The following is a 23,040-nucleotide window of genomic DNA, read 5'->3' as shown; positions in this document are numbered from 1 at the left end:
AGTACGGTGCGAGATGGATGAACAAGAATCATGCAAGGCGAACTCGTGAAGACGAGATCGTCAGCAAGGCTGAACAGGAACCCTCTTTATCATGCTGACCCGCAAGCTGCTGCTGCCCGTGTCATTGTCCAGCGTCATCGTCATGGCAGGTTGTGTTCCGGCGCAACCTCAGCCCCCCAAGCCGGTCTTGACCCCGGAGGCCTTCTCGCAACGCATCGATGCCCTGGAGAGCCAGATCGCCGGGCAATGCGACGTCCAGCAACAACAGCTTGTCGAGCAGCGCGAACTGAACCGCTCATTGCGCCGCGACATGCGGGAAGTCGGCAGCCAATTACGCCGCATGCATGCCGAAATGGAACAGCCGGCAGCTCCGCAGGTGGTTCAGGCCTGCAAGACCGCCTCTGAAAACCCGATCATGGACAAGACGCTGCTCGGACGTGTCGAGTGGGTCGGCTTTCCGGACATCGGCAGCTATTTCAAGGCGCGCATCGATACCGGCGCGAACACGTCCTCACTGTCGGCGCGTGACATCACCGAGTTCGAACGTGATGGCGACAAGTGGGTCAAGTTCAAGCTGGCGCTTCGTGAGGATGCCAAATACTTCGTCCCCGAGGTGCGCGACAAGTGGGTAGAAGCCAAGGTCAGCCGTACCGTGACCATCGTGCAGGCGTCAGGCCGGGAAGACCGTCCTGTGGTCAGCATGTTGATGACGCTTGGCGACATCAAGCAGCGTGTCGAATTCACCCTGAATGACCGTCGTGATCTGACGTACCCGGTGCTGTTGGGCCGTCGTTTCATGATGGATATCGCAGCCGTCGATGTCAGCCGCACCTTCATCAATCCGCGTCCGGAATTCCCGGGCAGCGCTCCCAGCACCGCCGCTGCCAAGGATCAGGACCCGAATGAAGGAAATCGCGACTGACCCTCGCCCTCACCTGACGTTCACGGATCTCGAACATCTCCACTGACAGGGTCTGGCCGGGTGCCAGACCCTGTGACTGCATAATACTCAAGGACTCCCATGTCGCGTTTCTCCTTTTACCTGCTGGTCGGCCTGCTGATGCTGATTGGCGTGGGCCTGACCGCCTACCGCCATATTTCCTTCGATGTGCCCTGGGTGCCGGGTGCCCAACAGAAAGTCTGGGATATCGAGGCCCAGGTAGCCTTCACGGCAACGGGCGGTCCGGTCAAGGCGTCGCTGGCGCTTCCGGAAAATCAGAAAGGCTATAGCGTCCTGACCGAGAACACGGCCTCCTCCGGCTTCGGGTTGTCGTACCTCGATGATCTGCCGGGCCGTCGTGCTGAATGGTCGATCCGTGAGGCCGCTGGCTCCCAGCTGCTGTATTACACCGTGACCATGCTGGAGTCCGACAACGCGACGCCTGCTGCCATCAAGCGCCTGCCGGCGCCTCAGGAAGTGTCCTGGGAACGTCCCTATGATACGGCTGCCGCTCAGGTAATCGAGCAGGCGCGCACCCGCAGCGCCGACTCCTTCACCTTCGCCCGTGAACTGATCAAGCAGTTCGACAATCAGCGTCAGGGTGAGAACGCGCGTCTGCTGCTGACCCAGTTCCAGCGTCCGGTGCTGATGCTGCGTCTGCTCAATGAAGCGGGCGTGAGCGCACGCCTGGTCAGTGGCTTGAGCCTGGAAGACGGACGCCGTCGCCAGAACGTGAGCTCCTGGCTGCAGGTCTTCGCCGAGACACCTGACAGCAATCAGGCTGTCGAGATCGACTCCCCTGAGGGTGAGAAGCTCAACACTGACTGGGTGCTGATCAACCCCGAGACCGGCAAGCAAGGTGAGCCTGACAACCTGCTGCTGTGGGAAGGCCGCGGTGCCCCGATGCTGGAAGTGGAAGGTGGCGTCAATTCCCGTGTCAGCTTCTCGATGATTCGCCACAACGAACCGGCCGCCGTCGCGGTTCGCAACAAGCTGGCCAATGACGAGCTGCTCAACTTCTCGATCCACTCGCTGCCGCTGGAAGAGCAGGCCCTGTTCAAGACCATTCTGCTGATCCCGATCGGCGCACTGGTCGTCGTGCTGCTGCGAGTGCTCGTGGGCCTGAAGACTTCCGGTACCTTCATGCCGGTGTTGATCGCCCTCGCCTTCATCCAGACCAGCCTGATCACCGGCTTGATCGGTTTCCTGCTCATCGTCGCCACCGGGCTCGTGATTCGCAGCTACCTTTCGCGGCTCAACCTGTTGCTTGTCGCCAGGGTCTCGGTGGTGATCATCACGGTGATCGCGATCATCTCGATCTTCTCGGTACTCGCCTATCGCTTCGGCCTCAATGCCGGCCTGACCATCACCTTCTTCCCGATGATCATCCTGTCCTGGACCGTCGAGCGCATGTCGATCCTCTGGGAAGAGGAAGGCCCCAAGGAAGTCCTCAAGCAAGGTGGCGGTAGCCTTCTGACCGCCGTGCTGGCCTATCTGGCGATGAACAATCCGTGGGTGCGCCACCTGACCTTCAACTTCCTGGGTCTGCAGCTGGTGCTGATGGCCTTCATCCTGCTGCTGGGCAATTACACCGGCTATCGTCTGCTGGAATTGCGTCGCTTCAAGCCGCTGACGGAGGATTGAGATGCTCGCGTCATGGATGAATCGCTGGTCGCGCAACTGGACCACACCGGGCGCCCTGCGTGCCCGGGGGGTTGTCGGCATGAATCGCCGCAACATCGGCTATATCTCGAAGTACAACGACCGCCGCCTCTACCCGCTGGTGGATGACAAGCTGCAGACCAAGCTGCTGTGTCAGAAGTACGGTCTGGCCTCGCCGGAGATGATCGGCAAGGTCGCCAGCCAGTTCGAGGTCGAGCGGGTCGTCGACATGGTGCGCGATCACGCAGGTTTCGTGATCAAGCCGGCCAAGGGCTCTGGCGGCAAGGGGATCCTCGTCATCGAGCACCATGATGGCGAAGAGTATGTGAAGCCCAGCGGCGCGCGCATCACGCGTGCCGACATGGAGCGCCACGTCTCCAACATCCTGTCAGGACTTTATTCGCTGGGCGGATCACCGGATGTGGCGCTGGTCGAAGGCTTGATTTCCTTCGATCAGGCCTTCGCCGAGTTCACCTATGAAGGCGTTCCCGACATTCGGGTCATCGTCTTCAAGGGTTATCCCGTGATGGCGATGATGCGCCTGTCGACGGCGGCCTCGGATGGCAAGGCCAACCTCCACCAGGGGGCGGTCGGTGTCGGGCTGGATATCGGGTCAGGCTGGGCCGTGCGCGGCGTGCAGTATGATCGCCCGCAGTTCGCCCACCCCGATACGGGACATGACATCTTCTCGCTCAAGGTACCCCAGTGGGACACCCTGCTCGAACTGGCCTCGGGGTGTTACGAGATGACGGGGCTGGGCTATCTGGGCACGGACATGGTGCTTGACCGGCGTCATGGTCCGATGCTGCTCGAGCTCAATGCCCGACCGGGCCTCGCCATCCAGATGGCCAATGGCGAAGGACTGCGCAAGCGTCTCGAGCTGATCGAGCGTCAACCCGATGGCGTGCCTGTCGCGGAACGGGTAGCCTTCGCCCGCAAGCACTTCGCGCGCAGCAAGGAAGACGTGGCCAACGTCGGAATGGCCCCCATTCCTGAATGATGGCGTGACCGCAGAGAACAACGCCCCGTGACACGCGAGTGTCACGGGGCGTTTGCGTTCGCGGGACGAGCCCCTCAACCGGGGTCCATGCTCAGCATCAGACGGCTGCCGGTCGGCACGACTGGCGAGCGATGGATCAGACCATGCCCCTCATTGCCGGGCCAGCATTCTCCCTTGAGCAAGGCCAGGCTTCCCGGGCGCAGCTCCCGAATCTGTTCCGGGTCCCGACAGATGTCCCGGTGTCCGGCAACGCCATGCCCCAGAGCCAGGCGATCGGCGGCCTGCTCCGGCAACCATTGCGTTCCGGGACCCTCATAGGTCGTCACCAACCGGACCGGAATGCGATCCACATGAAAGCGTGGGCACATGGCGCTCTGGGTCATTTCCAGCCGCATGCCGATATCCTGCACGTCGAACAGCTCGCCGATGGCCTCTCCCAGCACATAGATATCCTCTATCAGCGCAGCCCCGGCATCCGGTGCGGGAAGGTAGCGCTCCAGCGCCTCACGCAGGTCATTGATAGGCCCGCGCCAGCGCATGCGCAGCGGGTAGGCACCCGAGGACTGAGCCTTGACCGCCATTTTCAATGCCGCATCGATGCGGCGCTGCATCACGGCCAGCGTCACCTCCGGGCGAAAGATCTCCCCGAGATCCAGCGCCTGCTCGCCGATGTGCCAGTGTGGTGTTGCCGAATCTTTCGAACCGCTCGCCGTGACAGCTGACTGGGCCAGCCTGCCGCCCTTCGCAGGCCGGGAAGCCGATGGTGTGTCATGAGAAGTGATCGGAGTGATCGGAGTGATCGGAGTGATCGGAGTGATCGGAGTGATCGGAGTGATCGAGTGCATGGTAAGCGCCTCGGTGGGTAGGCAAGAAGGAAATCACGCTTAGTATTGTTATGTTATAACATGTCTTTACTGTGCAGTGACAGCGCCCTACCTTGCCGCTATCTGACAAGCCTGAGTCTGCATATGGCCCGAGACCGCCCAAATGCCCTAGAATAAGAGTCTGTTCATTGAGGTAACACGCTGATCTGATTCACTCTCAACGTGTCACTGGCCTCTCGTCATCCCGGATTCTCGATCCTCAGAATTCCCGACACCCAGGATTCTTCATGCCCGAGCAACTTTCGCTGATCGACCAGGCTGAACGCCAATGCCTGAAGCGTGGCGTGCGTTTCACCCCGATCCGGCGACGTGTGCTGGAATTGATCGCCAACAGTCATGGCGCACTCAAGGCATACGACCTTTTGGATCAGCTTGCCAAGGAACACGGTGCCGCCCGCCCGCCCACGATCTATCGCGCGCTGGATTTCCTGATCGAACAAGGCCTCGTCCATCGCATCGAATCGCTCAATGCCTTCCTTGCCTGCCACTGTCCCGAGCATCAGCACGGTTTCCAGCTGTTGATCTGCCGTGGTTGCGGGAGAGTCGAGGAGATGCACGACGATGATCTTGGCACTCGCCTTCTCGCCAGTGCAGATCGCCATGGTTTCACGATCGAACGCCAGACTGTCGAACTTGAGGGGCGTTGCCAGAAATGCGCCTCTCAGGTCGCTGACATGGTAGAAACCGCTCAGTGAATGGCGCTTGCGAGCGCTTTTGATACGATATAACATTTGCTTCCCACGGAGGACGTCACATGCTGGACATCCGCATTTCGCAGGCACAGGTCGTCAATGAAGGCACCATTTCCACTCTGGATGTGGGCATCAAGGACGGGCGTATCCATGCCATCGGCAGTGATCTCTCACATCTGGACGCGCGTGAAGTGATCGATGCTGCCGGCCGCCATCTGCTGCCGGGCATGATTGATGATCAGGTGCATTTCCGTGAGCCCGGCCTGACCGCCAAGGGCAATATCGCCACCGAGTCGGCCGCCGCCGTCGCCGGGGGCATCACGACCTTCTTCGACATGCCCAACGTCAAGCCGGCCACCCTGGACAGCGATGCGCTGGAAGCCAAGTTCGCCGTCGCGGCGGGTCGTGCGCATGCCAACCACGCCTTCTATCTGGGTGCTAGCAACGACAACCTGGAAGCGATCAAGACGCTGGATCCGAATCAGACCTGCGGCATCAAGATCTTCATGGGTGCCTCGACCGGCAACATGCTGGTCGATGATCCGGAGATTCTCGAAGGTATCTTCAAGCATGCTCCGACGCCCATCGTCACGCATTGCGAAGACACTCCGATGATTCTGGAGAACGAGGCGCGCTGGCGTGAGCGTTTCGGGGAAGACGTGCCCTTCTCCGAGCACGGTCTGATCCGCTCTCGCGAGGCCTGCATCAAGAGCTCACGCCTGGCGATCGACCTGGCCACTCGCAACGGCACCCAGCTGCACGTCCTGCACCTGACCACCGCTGAAGAGATGGCGCTGTTCAAGCCGGGCCCGATGGCTGGCAAGCAGATCACCGCCGAGGTCTGCGCGCATCACCTGTGGTTCAGCGATGCCGATTACGACACGCGTGGCAGCCTGATCAAGTGCAACCCGGCCGTGAAGACCGCCGAAGACCGTGCCGCCCTGCGTGCCGCCGTGATGGATGGTCGCATCGACATCATTGCCACTGACCACGCGCCGCATACCTGGGAAGAGAAGCAGAACCCCTACTTCAAGGCGCCTTCCGGTCTGCCGCTGGTGCAGCATGCCCTGCTGTCACTGCTGGATCAGGTTCAGGACGGCATCTACGACCTGGAAACCCTGGTGCAGAAGACCAGCCACAACGTCGCGGATCGCTTCTCCATCGTCGATCGCGGCTATATCCGTGAAGGGGCGTTCGCGGATCTCGTGCTGGTCGACCTGAATGGCGAGACCAGCGTCACCCGTGACAACGTGCTCTACAAGTGTGGCTGGAGCCCCTTCGATGGCGTGACCTTCAAGGCACGCATCGATGCGACCTTCGTCAATGGCGTGAAAGCCTATGACGGCAAGACCGTCAACCCGGTGGCCAACGGCCAGCGTCTCTCGTTCAACCGCGGCTGATGGTGGTCATGGCGTGTCGATCTTCGGCACGCCTTGCCCGCATCATGCCGTGATCACTATCAGAAGGAAGTGGTGTCATGAGTATGCATGCGGGCTCTCCCCTGGCCTCTCGCCAAGTGTTCTGCGAAAAGCTGCTGTCCCGGATCCAGCGCACGCTGGGTTCGCGGGCCGCGCGTAGCCTGCCGTTGAGCGTGCTGGGTGCGCTTGCCGTTCTGGCGGCCCCCAACGCGCAAGCCGAAGACAGTGCGCCACTGCATGTCGCCGTCAGCGTGCCGCCCATCGAGTGGATGGTCGATCAGCTGGCCGGGGATCATGTCGAGATCACGACGCTGGTCAAGCCGGGCAACAGCCCGCACACCTATGATCCGACCCCCCGCCAGGTGGCCGAGTTGTCGACGGTTCCCCTCTATCTCGCCATCGGCGTACCCTTCGAGCAGGTCTGGTTGCCGCGTCTCGAGAAGAACAATACCGAGATGCAGGTCGTGCATCTGGAAGAGGGTCTCAACACGCGCCATTTCGGCAGTGAAGACGCTCATCATCATGATCACGGCTCCGGCCATGACGAGCATGCGGGCCATGATGAGCATGAGGACCATGCAGAGCATGACGAGCACGGCCATCAAGACCACGCAGATCATGACGAGCACGGCCATCAAGACCACGCGGATCATGACGAGCACGCGGGCCATGATGAGCATGAAGACCTCGGCGAAGCCGACCCTCATCTCTGGCTGGATCCGCAGCGAATGCAGACCGTCGTCGAGCGCACTGCCAAGGTATTGGAAGCCCAGCTGCCTGAACATGCCGGTGAAATCGATGCCAATGAGCAGCGGCTGCTCAAGACCCTGAATACGCTGGACACGCAGATCGCGCAGGCGCTGGCACCTTACAAGGGTCGCAACTTCCTGATCTTCCACCCCAGCTTCGGCTACTTCGCGGATCGCTACTCACTCGCGCAGCATGCCATTGAAGTCAGTGGTCGTGAGCCTACACCACGCGAGATGGCCACTCTGGTCACACGTGCCAAGGATGAGAACATCGGCACCATCTTCGTCTCGGGACAATTCTCCCAGACGGCCGCCAAGCGCATCGCCAGCTCGCTGGATGCCGAAGTCGCCGTGCTGGACCCGTTGGCCGAGGACTATCTCGAGAATCTAAAGCGTGCCACCGAAGCACTGAAAGCAGGCTTCGAGCGGACCGACAGTCAGTAATTTCTGGCCAGGTATTGCGCATGCGGCATGATCTTGCACAATGCTCTGCCCCATAAAAAAGTCAGACGGGCGCTCACGCGCCCGTCTGCGTTGCAAAGAGGTACCTCTCGTCATGGCCAGCCCCATCTCCGTCGCGCGCCGGCGCCCGGACAGCCATCCGGATGCACCAGCCACCGGGCGCAGTGTCGGTCCGGTATTTCGCCCGGTCCCGGCGGATGCACCGGATGCCATCGATATTCGCGGCGTGACCTTTCGTTATGGTGAGCAGGTCATTCTCGACGATGTCGACTTCCAGGTCGGCGCCCGCGAGATCGTGGGGCTGATCGGCCCCAATGGAGGCGGCAAGAGCACCTTGCTCAAGCTGGTGCTTGGCCTTCACAAGCCGGCAGCTGGGTGTGTCCGAGTGCTGGGGCGCACTCCCCAATCTGCCGCACGCCATATCGGCTATGTGCCACAGTTCGCCAATTTCGTGAAGCGCTTTCCGATCCGGGTGGAAGACGTCGTGCTGATGGGACGCCAGGGACGCAAGCGTCAATGGGGCCCCTGGCCACGCGCGGATCGTGAGGCGATCGGTGCGGTGCTGGAGGAAGTCGGTATCGGTCATCTGCGCCGTCGGCATATCGATGCCCTCTCCGGCGGTCAGCTGCAGCGTGTCCTGATAGCCCGGGCACTGGCGGCCGAGCCGCAATTGCTGTTGCTGGATGAGCCCACCGCGAGCGTCGACAGCGATGGTGAGCGTTCATTGTTCGAGCTGTTCAATCGGCTGGCCAATCGCATGAGCGTCGTGGTGATCAGTCATGATCTCGGCTTTATCAGTGATTATGTCGATCGGGTGGCCTGCCTCAACCGCAAGATGATCGTCCATGATACCGAGACGCTGACCGCCGAATCGATCGAGCGGCTCTACGGTGAACACGTCCAGATGATTCATCACCATCATTGATACGGTGGCCCGTGACAGGCTGCCTGGCGGGTTTCATTTCTTTCACGGCGCCTGCCCCGCGCTCTAGGCTTACAACACATGAATTTCATCACCGCCCTGGGCAGCCAGGACTTTCTTCAGAACGCCCTCTTCGCCGGCCTGTTGGCAAGCCTCGCGGCGGGCCTGGTCGGCCCCTATGTCGTGGTACGCCGCATCGGCTATCTGGCAGGCGGCATCGCCCACACGGTGCTTGCCGGCATGGGGATCGCCTACTTCATGGGGGCCAGCCCGCTCGTCGGTGCATTCATCAGTGCCATCCTCGCGGCATTGCTGATCGGCTATATCAGCCTCAAGGGGTTTGATCAGGAAGACACCGTCATCGGTGCGCTGTGGGCCATCGGCATGGCCACCGGCATCCTCTTCATCAGTCAGACACCGGGTTACAAGGTCGATCTGATGAGCTATCTGTTCGGCAATCTGCTACTGGTGCCCGCGGACGCCATCGGCACCCTGGCCTGGATGGTGGGTGGGCTGGCACTGGTGCTGCTGGTCGTGCACCGTCCTCTGACGGCCGTGATCTTCGATGAAGAGTTCGCTCGCCTGCGAGGAGTGCCGGTCAAGACGCTCTATCTGCTGTTGCTGGTGCTGGTCGCCATCACCGTGGTGCTGTTGCTGCAGGCCGTCGGGCTGATCATGGTGCTGGCATTGCTGTCACTGCCAGCCGCGCTTGCCGGTCATCATGCGCGCTCACTGGGCATGATGATCGTGATCGCGAGTCTGGCGGCCATGGCCTTCACCACCGGTGGTCTGGCGCTTTCCTGGCAGTTCGATCTGCCTGCCGGTGCCACCATCGTACTGGTGGCGGGGATCGCCTATCTGGTCTCGCTGATCTGGCGTAGCGCCCGTGGCGGTCTGCGCCGCTGAGTCGCGGCTTGTTACACTGAGACTTCTTGAGATCTGGCCTCCGAACCGAAACGCTGCAACCTGCGCAGTGAACGTCGCGACGGGGCCAGTCTTCGATACAGCTTCTGCAAGGATATGGATTCAATGGCACAGGATGGACTGCTCAAGTCGCTGGAAAATGCACAGGTCGGCGAAAAGGTCGCGCTGGACACCCTGATGGCTGCCCTGCCGTGGAATGGCGACGGGTTGATTCCTGCCATCGCCCAGCAGCATGACAGCGGCGAGATACTGATGATGGCGTGGATGAATGCCGAGGCGTTGCGCGAGACGCTGACCACGGGACGCGTGTGCTACTTCTCGCGCTCGCGCAGCAAGCTGTGGCGCAAGGGCGAAAGCTCCGGTCAGCAGCAGCATCTGGTCAGCACCCACCTTGACTGCGACGGTGACACCCTGCTGGTCAAGGTCGATCAGACCGGCCCTGCCTGCCATACCGGACGCAAGAGCTGCTTCTACTGGCGCCTTGACGCCGAAGGCGCAGAGATCACCGATGCACCGATCATTGATCCCGACACGCTGTATGGCAACGCCTGAGTCAGGTCAACGAGACCCCGATTCCCGCCCTGCTCGCGGCTCGCTGTCGCGCGCTATGACGGCTGGCATGACGCGCCTGCTCACCGGCCTGCTGCGCGGCTATCAGCTGGTGCTCAGCCCGCTGCTGGGGCCGCGTTGTCGCTTCTATCCCAGCTGCTCCAGTTATGGCCTCGAGGCCATCAAGGTGCATGGGCCGCTCAAGGGGTGCTGGCTGACAGCCAGACGCCTGTCACGCTGCCATCCCCTCGGTGGCCCCGGAGGAGTGGACCCCGTGCCGCCACGCAAGGAGTCATCGTCAGACTGCTGCGCGGGCAATGACCGCGACTCAGGCCCCACGCCCTGATGGTGTCGCACGCTCCTGCGAGCTGATTTACGCATGTGAAGTGAAGTCGTGATATACTTCACATGTGAAAGGCGTCATGTGCGATGCCATCGTCAGTCAGCAGGAGAGCGCCATGTCCACCGCAACCGCCATCGATCGTGTGTCCCCGACCAGCCCCAGCGCGGGTCGCGTTGCCCTCAAGTCTTTCTTCAACATCATGGAGAAATGGCAATGCAGCGCTGCCGATCAACGCGTGCTGCTCGGCGGCATCGGCACCACCACCTATCACAAGTACCGCAAGCTGCCGGAAGTCCGCCTGCCCAATGACACCCTGGAGCGTATCTCCTACGTGATGGGGATTCACAAGGCGTTGCGCATCCTGTTCAGCAACACGCCTGAAATGGCCCATGAATGGGTGCGCCGCCCCAATCGCGCCGCTCCCTTCAATGGGCAGAGCGCGCTCGACTACATGCTGGCCGGGCAGGTGGTATCACTGGCCGACACCCGTCGTTATCTCGACGGAGTGCGTGGATGAGCATGAGCGCCCTGCCCCAACCTGCCCTGACACTGCCTGACTGGCAGAACGCCTGGCGCGTCATCTCCAGCGCCTTCCCGCCCATCTCGGTGTTCGAGGATATTCTCGAACCTGATGAGCTGGAGATGGCGTTTGCCATCGAGGCGCTGACCAATGATCGCCTGCGCGAGGAGGCCGGCGAGCTGAACCGTGTCGCACCCGAGGATCGCATCAGCGGGCCGGGCTCCACACCGGTGATGGCGGCCTTCACGCACATCGGCCGCGCATCACGCTTCACCGATGGCAGCTTCGGCGTCTACTACTGCGCCAGTAGCCTGGACACCGCCATCAGCGAAACCCGCTTTCACATGGCACGCTTTCTGGCTGATACCGCGCAACCCAGCCAGGAAATGACGATGCGCAGTTACGTCAATCGCGTGACGCAACCCTTGCACGACATTCGCCAGGGATACGCCGAGCTATGCCAGCCGGACACGGCCAGCTACCCGGCCGGCCAGGCTTTCGCGGCGAAGATGAGAGATACCGGCAGCCATGGTCTGCTCTACCCCAGCGTCCGCCATGCCAAGGTTGAGCCCGATGCCGAATGCGCGGCCATCCTGCGTCCACCGGCGGTCAGCATCCCCATCCAGGGCCCCCACCTGCGCTACGTCTGGGATGGTCAGCAACAGGCCATGACGCATGTGCTGGAGGTCAAGGAGCACCGCTGAGCCTGTGACGACACTGCGAACCTCCCGCTGGGTCCAGTCAGCGCGTCATTGCAATGACAATCGCAATGACAAAGACGCCCGCCAGGCCTCTCGAGACATCTCGATCGGCATGGCGGGCGCCTTGGTTATCGTCAGGCCTCTTTTCTCGCCAGGCGTCAGGCGTTGGCGTGCAGCTCGGCAACACCGTAGATGCGCTTGAGCATTGCATGCAGGCCATTGGAGCGTGTCGGCGACAGGTGCTTGTCGAGGCCGAGCTCAGCGAGGAAGGTCGGCTGAGTGGCGACGATTTCCTGCGGCGTCCGGTCGTTGTAGATGCGCAGCACCACGGCGATCAGGCCTGCCACGATGGCCGCATCCGAGGTGGCCTGGAAGTGCAGACGCTGCTCGCTGCCTTCACCACGTACGTCAGGATGAATCCAGACATTGGACTGGCAGCCGTCGATCTTGGTCTCAGGCCCCTTCAACTCTTCCGGGTACTCCGGTAGCGCCTTGCCCATGTCGATGATGTACTGATAGCGGTCCATCCAATTGTCGAAGAAGCTGAATTCCTCGACCAGTTCCGCCTGCGCTTGTTGCGCGTCGCTCATGCTGACTCCCGATGATGTCACTGAAGAGTGGCTGAAAATATGCTGTCGGCCATGATAACGCCTGACTCCGACGGACGCACGGGAGGCGTGAAGCCTGGCGCCATGCCAGCAGTCACGCCTCCTCCTCAGGGGTAGCCGTCGTCGTCGCCAGCGAGTGCCTTGCCATCTGCTGCTGCCACTCGCCGTCTTCGGCATGCAGGTAGCGAGAGGTGGTATCCAGCCGTGAGTGTCTGGCGGAGCGAGACAGGAAACGCAGCTCTACCCCGGCCTGTGCCTGATGGGTAATGGCGGTGTGACGCAGCCAGTGCGGGCTTGCCTGGTCGAGCGTGCGTGCCATCAGCTCACTGGCGTCGCCGGGGCGCTCCGTTCGCTGGCGCATGTCGTGGGCGGCCTGGGTAAACGTCTGCTTGATCAACCGGTAGAGCTGATTGTCGCCCAGAGGGGTCGTGCCATCCAACCGCGCGAGCAGGGGCAGTGACTCATCAGCGGGCAGTGCCTGCGGCAAGTCACTCAGTCCACGCAGGCGTCGCCAGCGCACCAGGGCCTCGAGCATCGGGGGCGGCAGCGGGATCTCGGCCAGCTTGGCGCCCTTGCCTATCACTCGCCACCACCACTGGCCTTCCCGCTTGATGATATCCCCCATTCTCGCGGCGGCCATCTCGGCGATACGCGGCGCCATCAGGTAGGCAAACGCGAACAGAAACCGCTGGCGCTCCGCGATGAATCGCTCCCGCGACACCTCGCGCTCGAGAGAGGCGCTGCCGGCTGTCGGTACGTGACAACGCACCGCATCACAGCGCGCCTCGATACGCCCCCACAACCAACCCCATAGCGGACGCTCCAGATAGCGCTCGATGCGCGGCGTACGATTGTCCATGCGCCGCTTGTCACGCATCAGCCGGAAAGGATTGCGCGTCAGATAGCCAGCCTCGATCAACCAGGCATAAAGCCCCTGCAGGATCACCAGACTCTGGCGGCGGCTGGCCGGAGCCAGCGGCCCGCGAAAGGGTCGCCACTCGGGGTGCCTGCGGGCACGCACACTGCCAATCCAGACCTCCACTGGCTGAGGATTGGCCAGAAAGGCCTCGAAGTGCTCGAGCCGCTCACGATCCAGACTTGCCAGGGCGGCGCCTCTCCCCTGCTCACCTTCCGCCCTTAGCCACAGAAGCAGACGCTCTGCTTCCTTGCGATAGGCGCGCAGGGTCTGCGGGCTGTGGCGATATTCATTGAGCCACGCCGCCACGGCCTCAATGTCCGTCTGCGCCTTGATGAGTGCAGCATTGCCACTCTGCGTGACAGCTGCAGTGCTGGCGGTATTGGCCAGCTCGCCCTCAAGGCGGCCGATCAACGCGGCCATGCCACCGTGTGCGCCCTTCTCCACTGTCTCGACTCCTGTCGCGTTGCCTGGGGGCTGATTGTGACGTTACGGCCATGATAATTCAAGATAAGGCGCGTAATCATGAATTATGACCACCAAGGGTAACGTAAGTTACGTATTACGTAATATGTAATTATCTTTATCCCAAGCAGACGAGCCGCTACAATGACGCTAAGCGGCCAGAAGCCTGCCTAAAGGGGAGCCCGCGAGAGCACAGGGAAGATTTCTTGTGCATATCACGCAGAATCCTGACCAATGGAGTGGTAGTGAACGTCACTTCGTGGCGTAATGGCCGCTGAGCATCAACTTCAGAATACGGACGGAGATTCCCATGGCGCGCATTGGCGTCCAGTACGAGGATGTACAACGAGCGATAGAATCCTTGATGGCACGTGGTGAAGCGCCCAGCGTGCAGAAGATTCGGGAAGTGCTGGGGACCGGCAGCTTCACCACCATCAGCGATCATCTGCGCGAATGGCGCCAACGTCGCGCCGAGAAACGTGATGAGCCTCTGACCCAGGCGATGCCGGATAGTCTGACGGAGACACTGGCCACGGTATGGAGTGAAGCCCAGTCTCTGGCCAACGAGAGCCTGGCGCACTATCGGCAGGAAGCTGATCGCCAGGCCGAGGCAGCCCGTGAGGCCGAGGCACAGTCACAGCGGCGCGCAGAGGATGCGGAGCAGCGGCTCAGTGCACTCACGGAGCAACTGGCGGGAGTACAGGCGCGTCTCGAGGAGCGCGTGCAGACACTGGCGACCTTGACCAGTGAGCGCGAACAATGGCAGCAATTGCAGGAGAAGCTCGAGAAACGCCTGACGCTTGCCCAGGAAGATGTCACCGCACTCGAGCGGACACGCGAGCATGACCATGAGCGCCATCAGCAGCTGGTGCAGCAACAGGAAAGCGAATTCAAGGAGCGCCTGGCGCAGGAAGAGTCTCGACACGAGGCCAGTGAGACGCGCCTGATGAAGCTGCTCGATGATGCGCGCCTGGAGAAGCAGGAGCTGGACAAGCAGCATCGCCGCCGCCACGAGCAGCTCGAGAAGCGCGTGGAACGCCTGGATGCCCAGACGGCGGAGCAGCGGAAGTTGCTTCAGGAAGAGGAGCGTCGTCGCTTCGAGGAAACCACGCTACGACAGCAGCGCGATGTGGAGCTAAAGGATCTGCGCTCTCAACTGGAGCAGTCCATGGCGGAACAATCCCGTCTGGAGGCACAGCTGAGCCAGATCACGCATGAAAACAAGTTGCTCAAGGAGCGCCTGGCCTTCGCGCCGCTTCCTCCCTTTGTGTGTTGATGTTCCTGCAACGTCTGCTGAGGTTGCTGCAACACTCACACCAATGAAAGACGCCACCCTCAAGGGTGGCGTTTCGTTTGGAGGATAGCGCGTTCCCGCACCTCAGGACTCACGTCATACCATGCTCACCGCTGTCGAGAAATCTACAGCAGTTCTTCCGCCACCAGTGCCAGACGCGAACGCTCGACACACTTGAGCGTGACGTGACCGGCATGCGGCCAATTGGCGAAGCGTTGCACTGCCACCGCGAGACCACAGGTATTGGCCGTCAGATAGGGCGTATCGATCTGCCCGACATTGCCCAGCAGCACGACCTTGGTGTTGGCACCAGCCCGGGTCAACAGCCCTTTCAATTGTTTCGGTGTCAGGTTCTGGGCCTCATCGATGATCAGGAAGGTGTCGCTGAGGGTTCGCCCCCGCATGAAGGACGGCGAGCGAATCTGGACACGGTTGCCAATCCAGGCACGGGTGGCCTCCTCGTTCCACGCGCTGGTGCCCTCGCCTTCCTTGCGCAGCAGATTGTCCATGTTGTCGTGGAAGGCGCCCATCCACGGCGACATCTTCTCTTCCTCGGTCCCGGGGAGAAAGCCGATCTCTTCCCCCATGGCGATCGGCGCGCGCGTGAAGATGATACGTTCGAAGCGTTTCTTCTCCAGAGTCTGCTCAAATGCCGCCGCCAGGGTCATGTAGGTCTTGCCTGTCCCGGCACTCCCGGCAATCGAGACCATGTCGACGCTCTCATCCATCAACAGATTGAGCGCGAAATTCTGGCGACTGTCATGGGCATTGACGCCCCAGGCGCTACGCTCGTTGCGGAAATCCTGCAATACCTCAAGGCAGGCGTGATCATTGTCCAGCTCGCGCACGATGGCCTCGAAGCTGGCACCACGATCACAATCCGCGATCAACATTCCCGGATACCAGTCCTTGGGCATCTGGCCGGCGAGGGTGTAGAAGGTGCGATGATTCTCGCGACTGACGGTGACATCCACCTGCAGGTCATCCCATACGCCCTGACCGTCAGGCCCAGCCTCGTGATAGAGCTTCACGCCCTCGATCATGGCATCGCTGTCACTGAAGGCGCGATCCGTCAGATAGTCCTCGACGGCCATGCCCAGTGCCGCTGCCTTGATGCGCAGATTGATGTCCTTGGTCACCAGGATGACGGATGCATCCTGACTGCGCGCCGCGAGACTGCGTGTCTCGGCAAGAATGCGGTTGTCGGCGCTTGCCTCGCTCTGATCGATGCTACCGGAGAGAAAATGAAGATTGCCGGCGCCATTCAACGAGCCCGGCAGTGGAATACCGCGCAGAATCTCCTGTGGTGTGATGTCGGCGGTGAGATCAGACAGGGTGCGACTGATCTGACGAGCAGTGTGGGCAATTTCCTTGTGGCCATTCTTGTGCTTGTCCAGCTCCTCCAGCACCGTCATCGGAATGACGACATCGTGCTCGTCAAACTGGAAGATGGCGGAGGGGTCGTGTATCAGCACGTTGGTATCGAGGACGTACAGACGACGGGACTGCTTCTCGACTCTTACCATTGGCGACATGCCTTCCGTTGGGGTGTGCCCTTTGAAGCTATCACGCTGAATATGTCGAGGATGTTTCAATTTGGCGCTCGATTTCACGCACAGGGTGCTGACAGGTCACGCAACGCAGGCGCATAATCTGTCCCCGGCTCTGCTGGCCGCACTCTCATCTGCTGTTCGTCACGGCCATGTTGCCGGCCTTCCTGCCGAGCATCTCGTGCAGCCATGAGCACGCAGCCACTGGACTCTCTCCACTTTTCATTTGCCAGATTTCATTTGCCAGACATCCCCTGCCGCAGATCGTCAGACAACCGCGTCGCCAGGAGCGCTGCGGAAGGACAGATGAAAAAAACCGCCCCTGACGATGTCAGGGGCGGTTTTTCATTGGCGGGTGCGCAATGTCACGGGTCTCGATCGTCCAGACCCCGAAGCATCAGGCAGTGACGCTTTCGCGACGGCGACGGCGCACCTGCAACCAGCCGATCAACCACAACAGCACGATGGCTGGCAGCATCGCGATTTCCTTCGGTGGACGTTCAGCGGTCTGCTGGATGCCATCGATGGTGAAATCGAAATCGATACCGGCCTGCTGTGCCACGCTACCGTATTCCACCATGCTGACCAGCACCTGCTTGTCGCTGATATCCAGCGTCAGACCGACATCGCTCAGGCGCGCTTCGCCACTGTCGGCATCCGACACCGGCAGCAGCACGGTCTTGGAGACCTCATCGCCATCCAGATTGATGCCTGACACATGAATCGGCAGCTTGCTGTCGACCGGTGCCTCCTCCATCAGGGTCTCGATCTGCTGCGGAGCCGCCATGATGACTGGCGGATAGACCATGTCCCACCAATAGCCCGGACGGAACAGCGTGAAGGTGATCAGCAGAAGACCGATGGTCTCGTACCAGCGGGTACGCGTCAGCCAATAACCTTGCGTGGCCGCCGCGAAGACCAGCATGGCCGCGACCGCCGAGGCGATGGTGATCGCCAGATGCCAGTAGCTATCGATGTTCATCAGCAACAGGTTGGTGTTGAAGATGAACATGAAGGGCAGGATCGCGGTGCGGATGTCATAGGTGAAGCCCTGGATACCGGTCTTGATCGGGTCTGACTTGGCGATGGCCGCCGCCGCGAAGGCGGCCAGACCCACCGGTGGCGTGTCATCTGCCAGTATCCCGAAGTAGAACACGAACAGGTGCACGGCGATCAGCGGCACGATCAGGCCATTCTCGGCGCCCAGATTGACGATGACCGGCGCCATCAGCGTGGAGACCACGATGTAGTTGGCCGTGGTGGGAAGCCCCATGCCCAGAATCAGACTGATCACGGCAGTGAAGATCAGGATCAGCATCAGGTTGCCTGCCGAGATGAACTCGACGAATGCCGTCATCTTGAGCCCGAGCCCGGTCAGGGTCACGGTACCGACCACGATACCGGCCGCCGCCGTGGCGACACCGATCCCGATCATGTTCTTGGCACCGATGACCAGACCATGAAACAGGTCCTCACCGCCACGCTGGGTTGCCCCCCCCAGATTGCCTTCCTTGCGGAAGATCGCGACCAATGGGCGCTGGGTCACGGTGATGAAGATCATGAACAGCACCGCCCAGAAGGCGGAAAGCCCCGGCGACATGCGCTCGACGGTCAGACACCACACCAGCACCACGACCGGCAGCAGGAAATAGAGACCAACCTTGACCGTCGGACCCACCGGCGGCAATTCATCGATGTCCCCTTCCTCCAGCGGAGGGAAGCAGGCGGAATAGGCGATCAGGCCGACATAGGACGCCAGCAGCAGCGGCAGCACGATATAGACCGCACCATCACCCGCCAGACCCTTGATCCAGCCGATACCGTAATAGACCACCAGCGTGAGCACGCCCATGCCGATGAAGACGGTCAGGAAGGTCAGCATCGAAGCCATCAGGCTGGTCTTGTGCGTCCGCTTGAGGCCTTCCATGCCGGCCTTGCACGCTTCCAGGTGCACGATGTAGATCAGCGCGATATAGGAGATCAGTGCAGGCAACAAGGCATGCTTGATGACATCCAGATAGGGGATGCCGACATATTCCACCATCAGGAAGGCGGCAGCGCCCATGATCGGAGGTGTCAGCTGGCCGTTGGTGGAGGCTGCCACCTCGACGGCGCCTGCCTTGGTGCCAGGGAAGCCGACCTTCTTCATCAACGGGATGGTGAAGGTCCCGGTGGTCACGACGTTGGCGATGGAAGAGCCGGAAATGATCCCCGACAGGCCAGACGCCACCACGGCAGCCTTGGCTGGTCCGCCGCGCATGTGACCGAGCATCGAGAAGGCCATGCGGATGAAGTAGTTGCCGGCACCGGCGCGTTCAAGCAAGGCGCCGAACAGCACGAACAGGAAGACGAAGTCGGTGGAGACACCCAGCGCGACACCGAAGACCCCTTCCGTGGTCAGCCACTGATGCCCCAGAAGCTTGTTGAGACTGGCCCCGGCATGCGCGATGACATCGGGCATGTAGGCGCCAAACAGACTGTAGAGCAGGAAGACGGTGGCGACGACCGCAAGCGGCGGCCCGAGCGCGCGACGGGTCGCTTCCAGCAGCAACAGGAGGCCGATGCCCGAGAACACGAGGTCCGTCGTGGTATAGGCACCCGCTCGTCGCGCCAGTTCGTCACTGAAGATGAGCACGTAGGCCACGCCCGCCACGGCGAATATCGCCAACGCCCAGTCATACAGAGGAATACGATTGGCGGGCGCGCCCTTGTAAGCGGGATAGGCCACGAACGCCAGCGAGATGGCGAAGCAGAGATGGACGGCTCGCGCGGTGTCGGAGTTCAGCAGCGACAAGGGCGAGGCGTGATAGAGCTGGAAAAGAGACCAGGCAAGCGGGATCAACCACATGAAATGGCGCCCCACGAAGCCTTCCGGATGACGCCCGCCGACCTCCGATTCGAGCATCTTCTGCACTTCTGCATCATGATCCGTCTCGGCGCCAGGCGCAGAGGACGGCGGTGAAGATTGAGTTTTGGTCATTTTTTATGATCCGATCAACGCGAGTCAGGCGATGACTGGCAGGCATCATCAGGAAACGGCATCTACGTCTACCCGCCATGTTCCCGACCCAGGATGACGCTGCACAGCCACATGCTTATCAAGCAGGTTACATCTTCAGTATGTCCGGCCTGACGGATGTTTCCATTAATTGGCTGAATCAGGACGATATTTCCTGACTCAGCGCCGAGCGACGCTCGGGGTACCACCTTTCCCACCTGCTCACCGCTCAGACCGACAGGGATGGATCATGCGCCTTGCTGCATCACCAGACCCGCCGGCGGCAGCCATCCATTGGCCATGCAGGAGCTGCGACTCATGAGGACGACGAGTCACGAAGGTGAGGTCTTTACAACGGTTCCTGCACAAGCACGGAGACCGCAACATGTGCGGTCTCCGTGGTGAAGCCTGGTCAGCCTGCGACAGGCAAGCGAGTCAACCGCATCACTCGCTCAGCAGGCCCGCTTCCTTGTAGTACTGCTTGGCGCCATCGTGCAGCGGAGCTGTCAGCGATGCACTGACCATCTCTTCCTTGTTCAGCACCTGGAAGGCCGGGTGCAGACGCTGGAACTGATCGAAGTTGTCGAACACGGCCTTGACCACCTCGTAGGCGACACGATCTTCCACTTCGGTGCTGGACACGATGGTGGCGCGCACCCCGAAGGTGGTGACGTCGTCATCGTTGCCGCGATACATGCCGCCCGGGATGGTGGCGACCGAGAAGTACGGCTTCTCGTCGACCAGCTTGGTGACCGCGTCGCCGGTGACGTTGACCAGAGTCGCGTCACAGGTGGTGGTGGCTTCCTTGATGGAACCGGACGGGTGACCCACGACATAGACGTAGCCGTCGATCTTGTTGTCGCACAGCGCGGAGGACATCTCAGAAGCCTTGAGCTCGGATGCCACCGAGTAGACGCTGGTGTCCTTGTCCTGGGAAGACAGCAGGGTGTCGATGGTGGAGCGCTGACCGGAACCCGGGTTGCCGATGTTCATGCGCTTGCCTTCCAGCTGATCGAACTCGGTCACGCCACTGTCCTTGCGGGCAACGACGGTGAACGGTTCCGGGTGCAGGGAGAACAGGGAGCGCAGTTCCTTGTTGGGGCCGAAGTCCGCGAAGTCACCCTCGCCTTCATAGGCGTTGTAGTGGGCATCTGACTGAGCGACGCCCATGTCCAGCTCACCGGTACGAATGCTGTTCAGGTTGTAGCCTGAACCCCCCGTGGACTCGACGCTGCAACGAATGCCGTGTTCCGCCTTGCCACGATTCACGAGGCGGCAGATGGCACCACCGGCCGGATAGTAGACGCCGGTGACACCGCCGGTGCCGATGGTCACGAAGGTCTGCTCCGCGGCGCTGGCGCCACCGGAGATCCCCATCAGGCCAAGACCTGCGGTCGCGACCGCCGCTGTCAACGACTTCTTGATCATGGTCATCTTGAAACTCCCTTTGCTGGCTTGTTATTGGTGTTGCCGTCTTGCATCCCGGCTGAATACTGCGAAGGTGACAACCTGATCACCGCATTGCATGACAAGGTTGATATTTCAGCAACTTGTGGATGCTCGACGCTGAGATGAGATTAGCATAGCTGATGTCTCTGGTACGTAACGGAAAAGCTTTATGCTACGAAAGGTGTATGCGCTGGCAAGATCATGTGGTGACCTGAACTGGCAGACAAGAAATTCACTGGTCAAGCGCCCTTCGCGCATAAAAAAACGCCCCGCGGTGATGCCGCGAGGCGTTTTTTCAAGCTGGCGATCGCTGACGAGTGTCAACGAATGGTAACGCTGCCCATGGAATAGCCCAGAGCTTCCTCACCGTCGCCTGCATGGGGCGTCAAGTGCGGGTCACGCTGCGCATGGTCACGAATTCTTCGGCAGCGGTCGGGTGGATACCGACCGTCAGGTCGAAGTCGGTCTTGGTCAAGCCAGCACGTACGGCAATGCCGATGCCCTGCATGATCTCGCCTGCCTCATCCCCCACCATGTGGACGCCGACGACCTTGTCGGTTGCATCATCGACGATCAGCTTCATCAGACTGCGCTCGTCACTGCCGGACAGCGTGTGCTTCATCGGGCGGAAATCGGCGGTGTAGACACGGATGCTGTCGAACTTCTCGCGCGCCGCTTCCTCGCTGAGGCCGACGGTGCCGATGTTGGGGTGACAGAACACCGCCGTCGCGATGGTGTCGTAATCCAGGCCACCGACCACGCCATCACCGAAGTGTGCGCGAACCAGATGCATGGCCTCTTCCAGCGCAACCGGCGTGAGTTCCGGCCCGCCGGTGATGTCACCGAGTGCCAGGATGGAAGGCGTGGTGGTCTCGAAGCGCTCATTGACGCGCACGGTACCGTCGGCATTCAGCTCGACATCGACATTCTCGAGCCCGAGACCATCGATGTTCGGCTTGCGACCGGTCGCGGCGAGAATGCAGTCGACTTCCAGCACCTGGCCATCGCTGAGGCTGACCTGATAGACATCGCCCTGCTTGTCGATGGACTGCACGGTGGTGTTGAAGTGCAGGTTGACGCCCTTCTTGGCCATCTCGTCACGCGTGAAGGCACGCACTTCATCGTCAAAGCCCCGCAGGAACAGCTCGCCGCGATAGCTCAGATGCGCCTCGGCTCCCAGGCCATTGAAGATGCTGGCGAACTCGACGGCGATGTAGCCGCCGCCAATGACGAAGAAGCGCTTGGGGAACTGCTCGAGATCGAAGATGCGGTTGGAATCCAGCGCATGCTCACGGCCCGGGAAGTCCGGCAGGAAAGGCCAGCCACCGGTAGCCACCAGAATCTTCGCGGCGGTATAGCGCTTGCCGTTGACTTCGACGGTGTTGGCATCGGCGATCGTGGCACGGCCGTCGATCAGCGTGGTGCCGGAGTTGTTGAGCATGTTGCGGTAGATGCCGTTCAGGCGCGTGATCTCGGCGGTCTTGCGATCTCGCAGAGTGGCCCAGTCAAACCGGGGAGCCTCGCCGATGTTCCAACCGAAACCTGCGCTGTCCTTGAAGGAATCATGGTAGTGAGCCGCATAGGAGTAGAGCTTCTTCGGCACGCAACCCACGTTGACGCAGGTGCCGCCGAGATAGCGATCTTCCGCGACGGCAACGCGTGCACCGGTGGCTGCGGCAGTACGCGCTGCACGCACACCGCCGGAACCGGCGCCAATGACGAACAGGTCGAAGTCAAACTGGCCTGTCACAGGCTGTTGGGTCTGATCGGACACGGGAATCTCCTTGGTAAATTGGCCACATGGTATCAGGAGTCATGCCCCTCGGCAGCCCCATGACGTGGGCCGCGGTCATCCGCCATCGTGACTGCTGGTTGACCCTGCAGGTCATCGCGCGGTAAAAATACCAATGATGTTAGACAAAAGTTACAACATGCGCCGCTCACGATGGCCTGCGATGTTGACGTATTGCATTGCAGAGGGCCTGGCGGCGGCA

At 61.1% G+C, this 23,040-nt stretch carries 20 protein-coding genes; 13 read left to right on the top strand and 7 right to left on the bottom strand.

Features of this window, described 5'->3' with window-relative positions:
• The first annotated feature begins 91 nt into the window (after positions 1-91).
• From HXS66_RS08650 to HXS66_RS08640, 3 genes are all read left to right on the top strand, one after another.
• On the top strand, positions 92-922 hold the full coding sequence (locus HXS66_RS08650; RefSeq protein WP_176503304.1) for an ATP-dependent zinc protease: 831 nt from the start codon (positions 92-94) through the stop codon (positions 920-922).
• 99 nt (positions 923-1,021) lie between these two features.
• Positions 1,022-2,584 carry an inactive transglutaminase family protein gene (locus HXS66_RS08645; protein ID WP_077376389.1) on the top strand — a complete coding sequence of 521 codons (1,563 nt, stop codon included), beginning with the start codon at positions 1,022-1,024 and terminating at the stop codon, positions 2,582-2,584.
• 1 nt (position 2,585) lies between these two features.
• Entirely contained in the window at positions 2,586-3,602 is a 1,017-nt protein-coding gene (locus HXS66_RS08640; protein ID WP_240499519.1) for an alpha-L-glutamate ligase-like protein, read from the top strand.
• Positions 3,603-3,676: 74 nt separating this feature from the next.
• Here HXS66_RS08640 and HXS66_RS08635 read toward each other — a convergent pair whose 3' ends face one another.
• On the bottom strand, positions 3,677-4,447 hold the full coding sequence (locus HXS66_RS08635) for a DUF1826 domain-containing protein (RefSeq protein WP_176503303.1): 771 nt from the start codon (positions 4,445-4,447) through the stop codon (positions 3,677-3,679).
• A 266-nt stretch (positions 4,448-4,713) separates the two neighbouring features.
• Here HXS66_RS08635 and HXS66_RS08630 point away from each other — a divergent pair, with 266 nt between their 5' ends.
• The 9 genes from HXS66_RS08630 (at position 4,714) to HXS66_RS08590 (ending at position 11,769) form a co-directional block, all read left to right on the top strand.
• The gene (locus tag HXS66_RS08630) at positions 4,714-5,181 is read left to right on the top strand and encodes a Fur family transcriptional regulator (RefSeq protein ID WP_084208678.1); all 468 of its coding nucleotides are present in this window, start codon (positions 4,714-4,716) and stop codon (positions 5,179-5,181) included.
• Positions 5,182-5,240: 59 nt separating this feature from the next.
• Positions 5,241-6,578 carry a dihydroorotase gene (locus tag HXS66_RS08625; protein WP_077376398.1) on the top strand — a complete coding sequence of 446 codons (1,338 nt, stop codon included), beginning with the start codon at positions 5,241-5,243 and terminating at the stop codon, positions 6,576-6,578.
• Positions 6,579-6,655: 77 nt separating this feature from the next.
• The gene (locus HXS66_RS08620) at positions 6,656-7,789 is read left to right on the top strand and encodes a metal ABC transporter solute-binding protein, Zn/Mn family (protein WP_176503302.1); all 1,134 of its coding nucleotides are present in this window, start codon (positions 6,656-6,658) and stop codon (positions 7,787-7,789) included.
• A 112-nt stretch (positions 7,790-7,901) separates the two neighbouring features.
• Positions 7,902-8,732 carry a metal ABC transporter ATP-binding protein gene (locus tag HXS66_RS08615; protein ID WP_077376403.1) on the top strand — a complete coding sequence of 277 codons (831 nt, stop codon included), beginning with the start codon at positions 7,902-7,904 and terminating at the stop codon, positions 8,730-8,732.
• Positions 8,733-8,810: 78 nt separating this feature from the next.
• The gene (locus HXS66_RS08610; RefSeq protein WP_077376406.1) at positions 8,811-9,635 is read left to right on the top strand and encodes a metal ABC transporter permease; all 825 of its coding nucleotides are present in this window, start codon (positions 8,811-8,813) and stop codon (positions 9,633-9,635) included.
• 123 nt (positions 9,636-9,758) lie between these two features.
• On the top strand, positions 9,759-10,205 hold the full coding sequence (gene hisI / locus HXS66_RS08605) for a phosphoribosyl-AMP cyclohydrolase (RefSeq protein WP_373996124.1): 447 nt from the start codon (positions 9,759-9,761) through the stop codon (positions 10,203-10,205).
• Between the two features lie 67 nt (positions 10,206-10,272).
• Positions 10,273-10,548, top strand: a complete 276-nt coding sequence (gene yidD / locus HXS66_RS08600) for a membrane protein insertion efficiency factor YidD (protein WP_205632688.1) — start codon at positions 10,273-10,275, stop codon at positions 10,546-10,548.
• Between the two features lie 112 nt (positions 10,549-10,660).
• A complete protein-coding gene (locus HXS66_RS08595; RefSeq protein WP_176503301.1) occupies positions 10,661-11,062 on the top strand; it encodes an MbcA/ParS/Xre antitoxin family protein in 402 nt (133 codons plus the stop codon).
• Complete coding sequence (locus tag HXS66_RS08590; RefSeq protein ID WP_240499520.1) at positions 11,059-11,769, top strand: RES family NAD+ phosphorylase; 711 nt, start codon at positions 11,059-11,061, stop codon at positions 11,767-11,769. Before HXS66_RS08595 ends, HXS66_RS08590 begins: the two co-directional genes overlap by 4 nt.
• Positions 11,770-11,924: 155 nt before the next feature.
• Here the strand turns inward: HXS66_RS08590 and HXS66_RS08585 are convergent, their stop codons facing one another.
• Together HXS66_RS08585 and HXS66_RS08580 are read right to left on the bottom strand one after the other, a co-directional pair.
• Positions 11,925-12,356, bottom strand: coding sequence for a SufE family protein (locus HXS66_RS08585; RefSeq protein WP_084208681.1), 432 nt, complete (start codon positions 12,354-12,356; stop codon positions 11,925-11,927).
• Positions 12,357-12,468: 112 nt separating this feature from the next.
• Positions 12,469-13,737, bottom strand: a complete 1,269-nt coding sequence (locus HXS66_RS08580; protein WP_255303169.1) for a site-specific integrase — start codon at positions 13,735-13,737, stop codon at positions 12,469-12,471.
• Positions 13,738-14,065: 328 nt separating this feature from the next.
• On the opposite strand from HXS66_RS08580, the gene HXS66_RS08575 reads away from it, so the two are divergent.
• On the top strand, positions 14,066-15,031 hold the full coding sequence (locus HXS66_RS08575; RefSeq protein WP_084208682.1) for a DNA-binding protein: 966 nt from the start codon (positions 14,066-14,068) through the stop codon (positions 15,029-15,031).
• Positions 15,032-15,174: 143 nt separating this feature from the next.
• On the opposite strand, the gene HXS66_RS08570 is transcribed toward HXS66_RS08575, so the two are convergent.
• The 4 genes from HXS66_RS08570 to gorA all read right to left on the bottom strand — a co-directional run bounded on the left by HXS66_RS08570 (position 15,175) and on the right by gorA (position 22,820).
• Positions 15,175-16,575, bottom strand: a complete 1,401-nt coding sequence (locus HXS66_RS08570) for a PhoH family protein (protein ID WP_077376418.1) — start codon at positions 16,573-16,575, stop codon at positions 15,175-15,177.
• 421 nt (positions 16,576-16,996) lie between these two features.
• Positions 16,997-19,579 carry a TRAP transporter permease gene (locus HXS66_RS08565; protein WP_127735429.1) on the bottom strand — a complete coding sequence of 861 codons (2,583 nt, stop codon included), beginning with the start codon at positions 19,577-19,579 and terminating at the stop codon, positions 16,997-16,999.
• Between the two features lie 462 nt (positions 19,580-20,041).
• Positions 20,042-21,025 carry a TAXI family TRAP transporter solute-binding subunit gene (locus HXS66_RS08560; RefSeq protein ID WP_217622094.1) on the bottom strand — a complete coding sequence of 328 codons (984 nt, stop codon included), beginning with the start codon at positions 21,023-21,025 and terminating at the stop codon, positions 20,042-20,044.
• A gap of 406 nt (positions 21,026-21,431) precedes the next feature.
• Positions 21,432-22,820: a glutathione-disulfide reductase gene (gorA, locus tag HXS66_RS08555; RefSeq protein ID WP_254696484.1), complete on the bottom strand. Its 1,389-nt coding sequence runs from the start codon at positions 22,818-22,820 to the stop codon at positions 21,432-21,434.
• Between the last annotated feature and the right edge of the window lie 220 nt (positions 22,821-23,040).

Source organism: Cobetia sp. 5-11-6-3, assembly GCF_013374055.1.
In the GTDB taxonomy this organism is placed as follows: Bacteria; Pseudomonadota; Gammaproteobacteria; order Pseudomonadales; family Halomonadaceae; genus Cobetia; species Cobetia marina.
The sequence above is the reverse complement of the archived record's forward strand: the minus strand, read 5'-3'. Positions and strand labels throughout refer to the sequence as shown.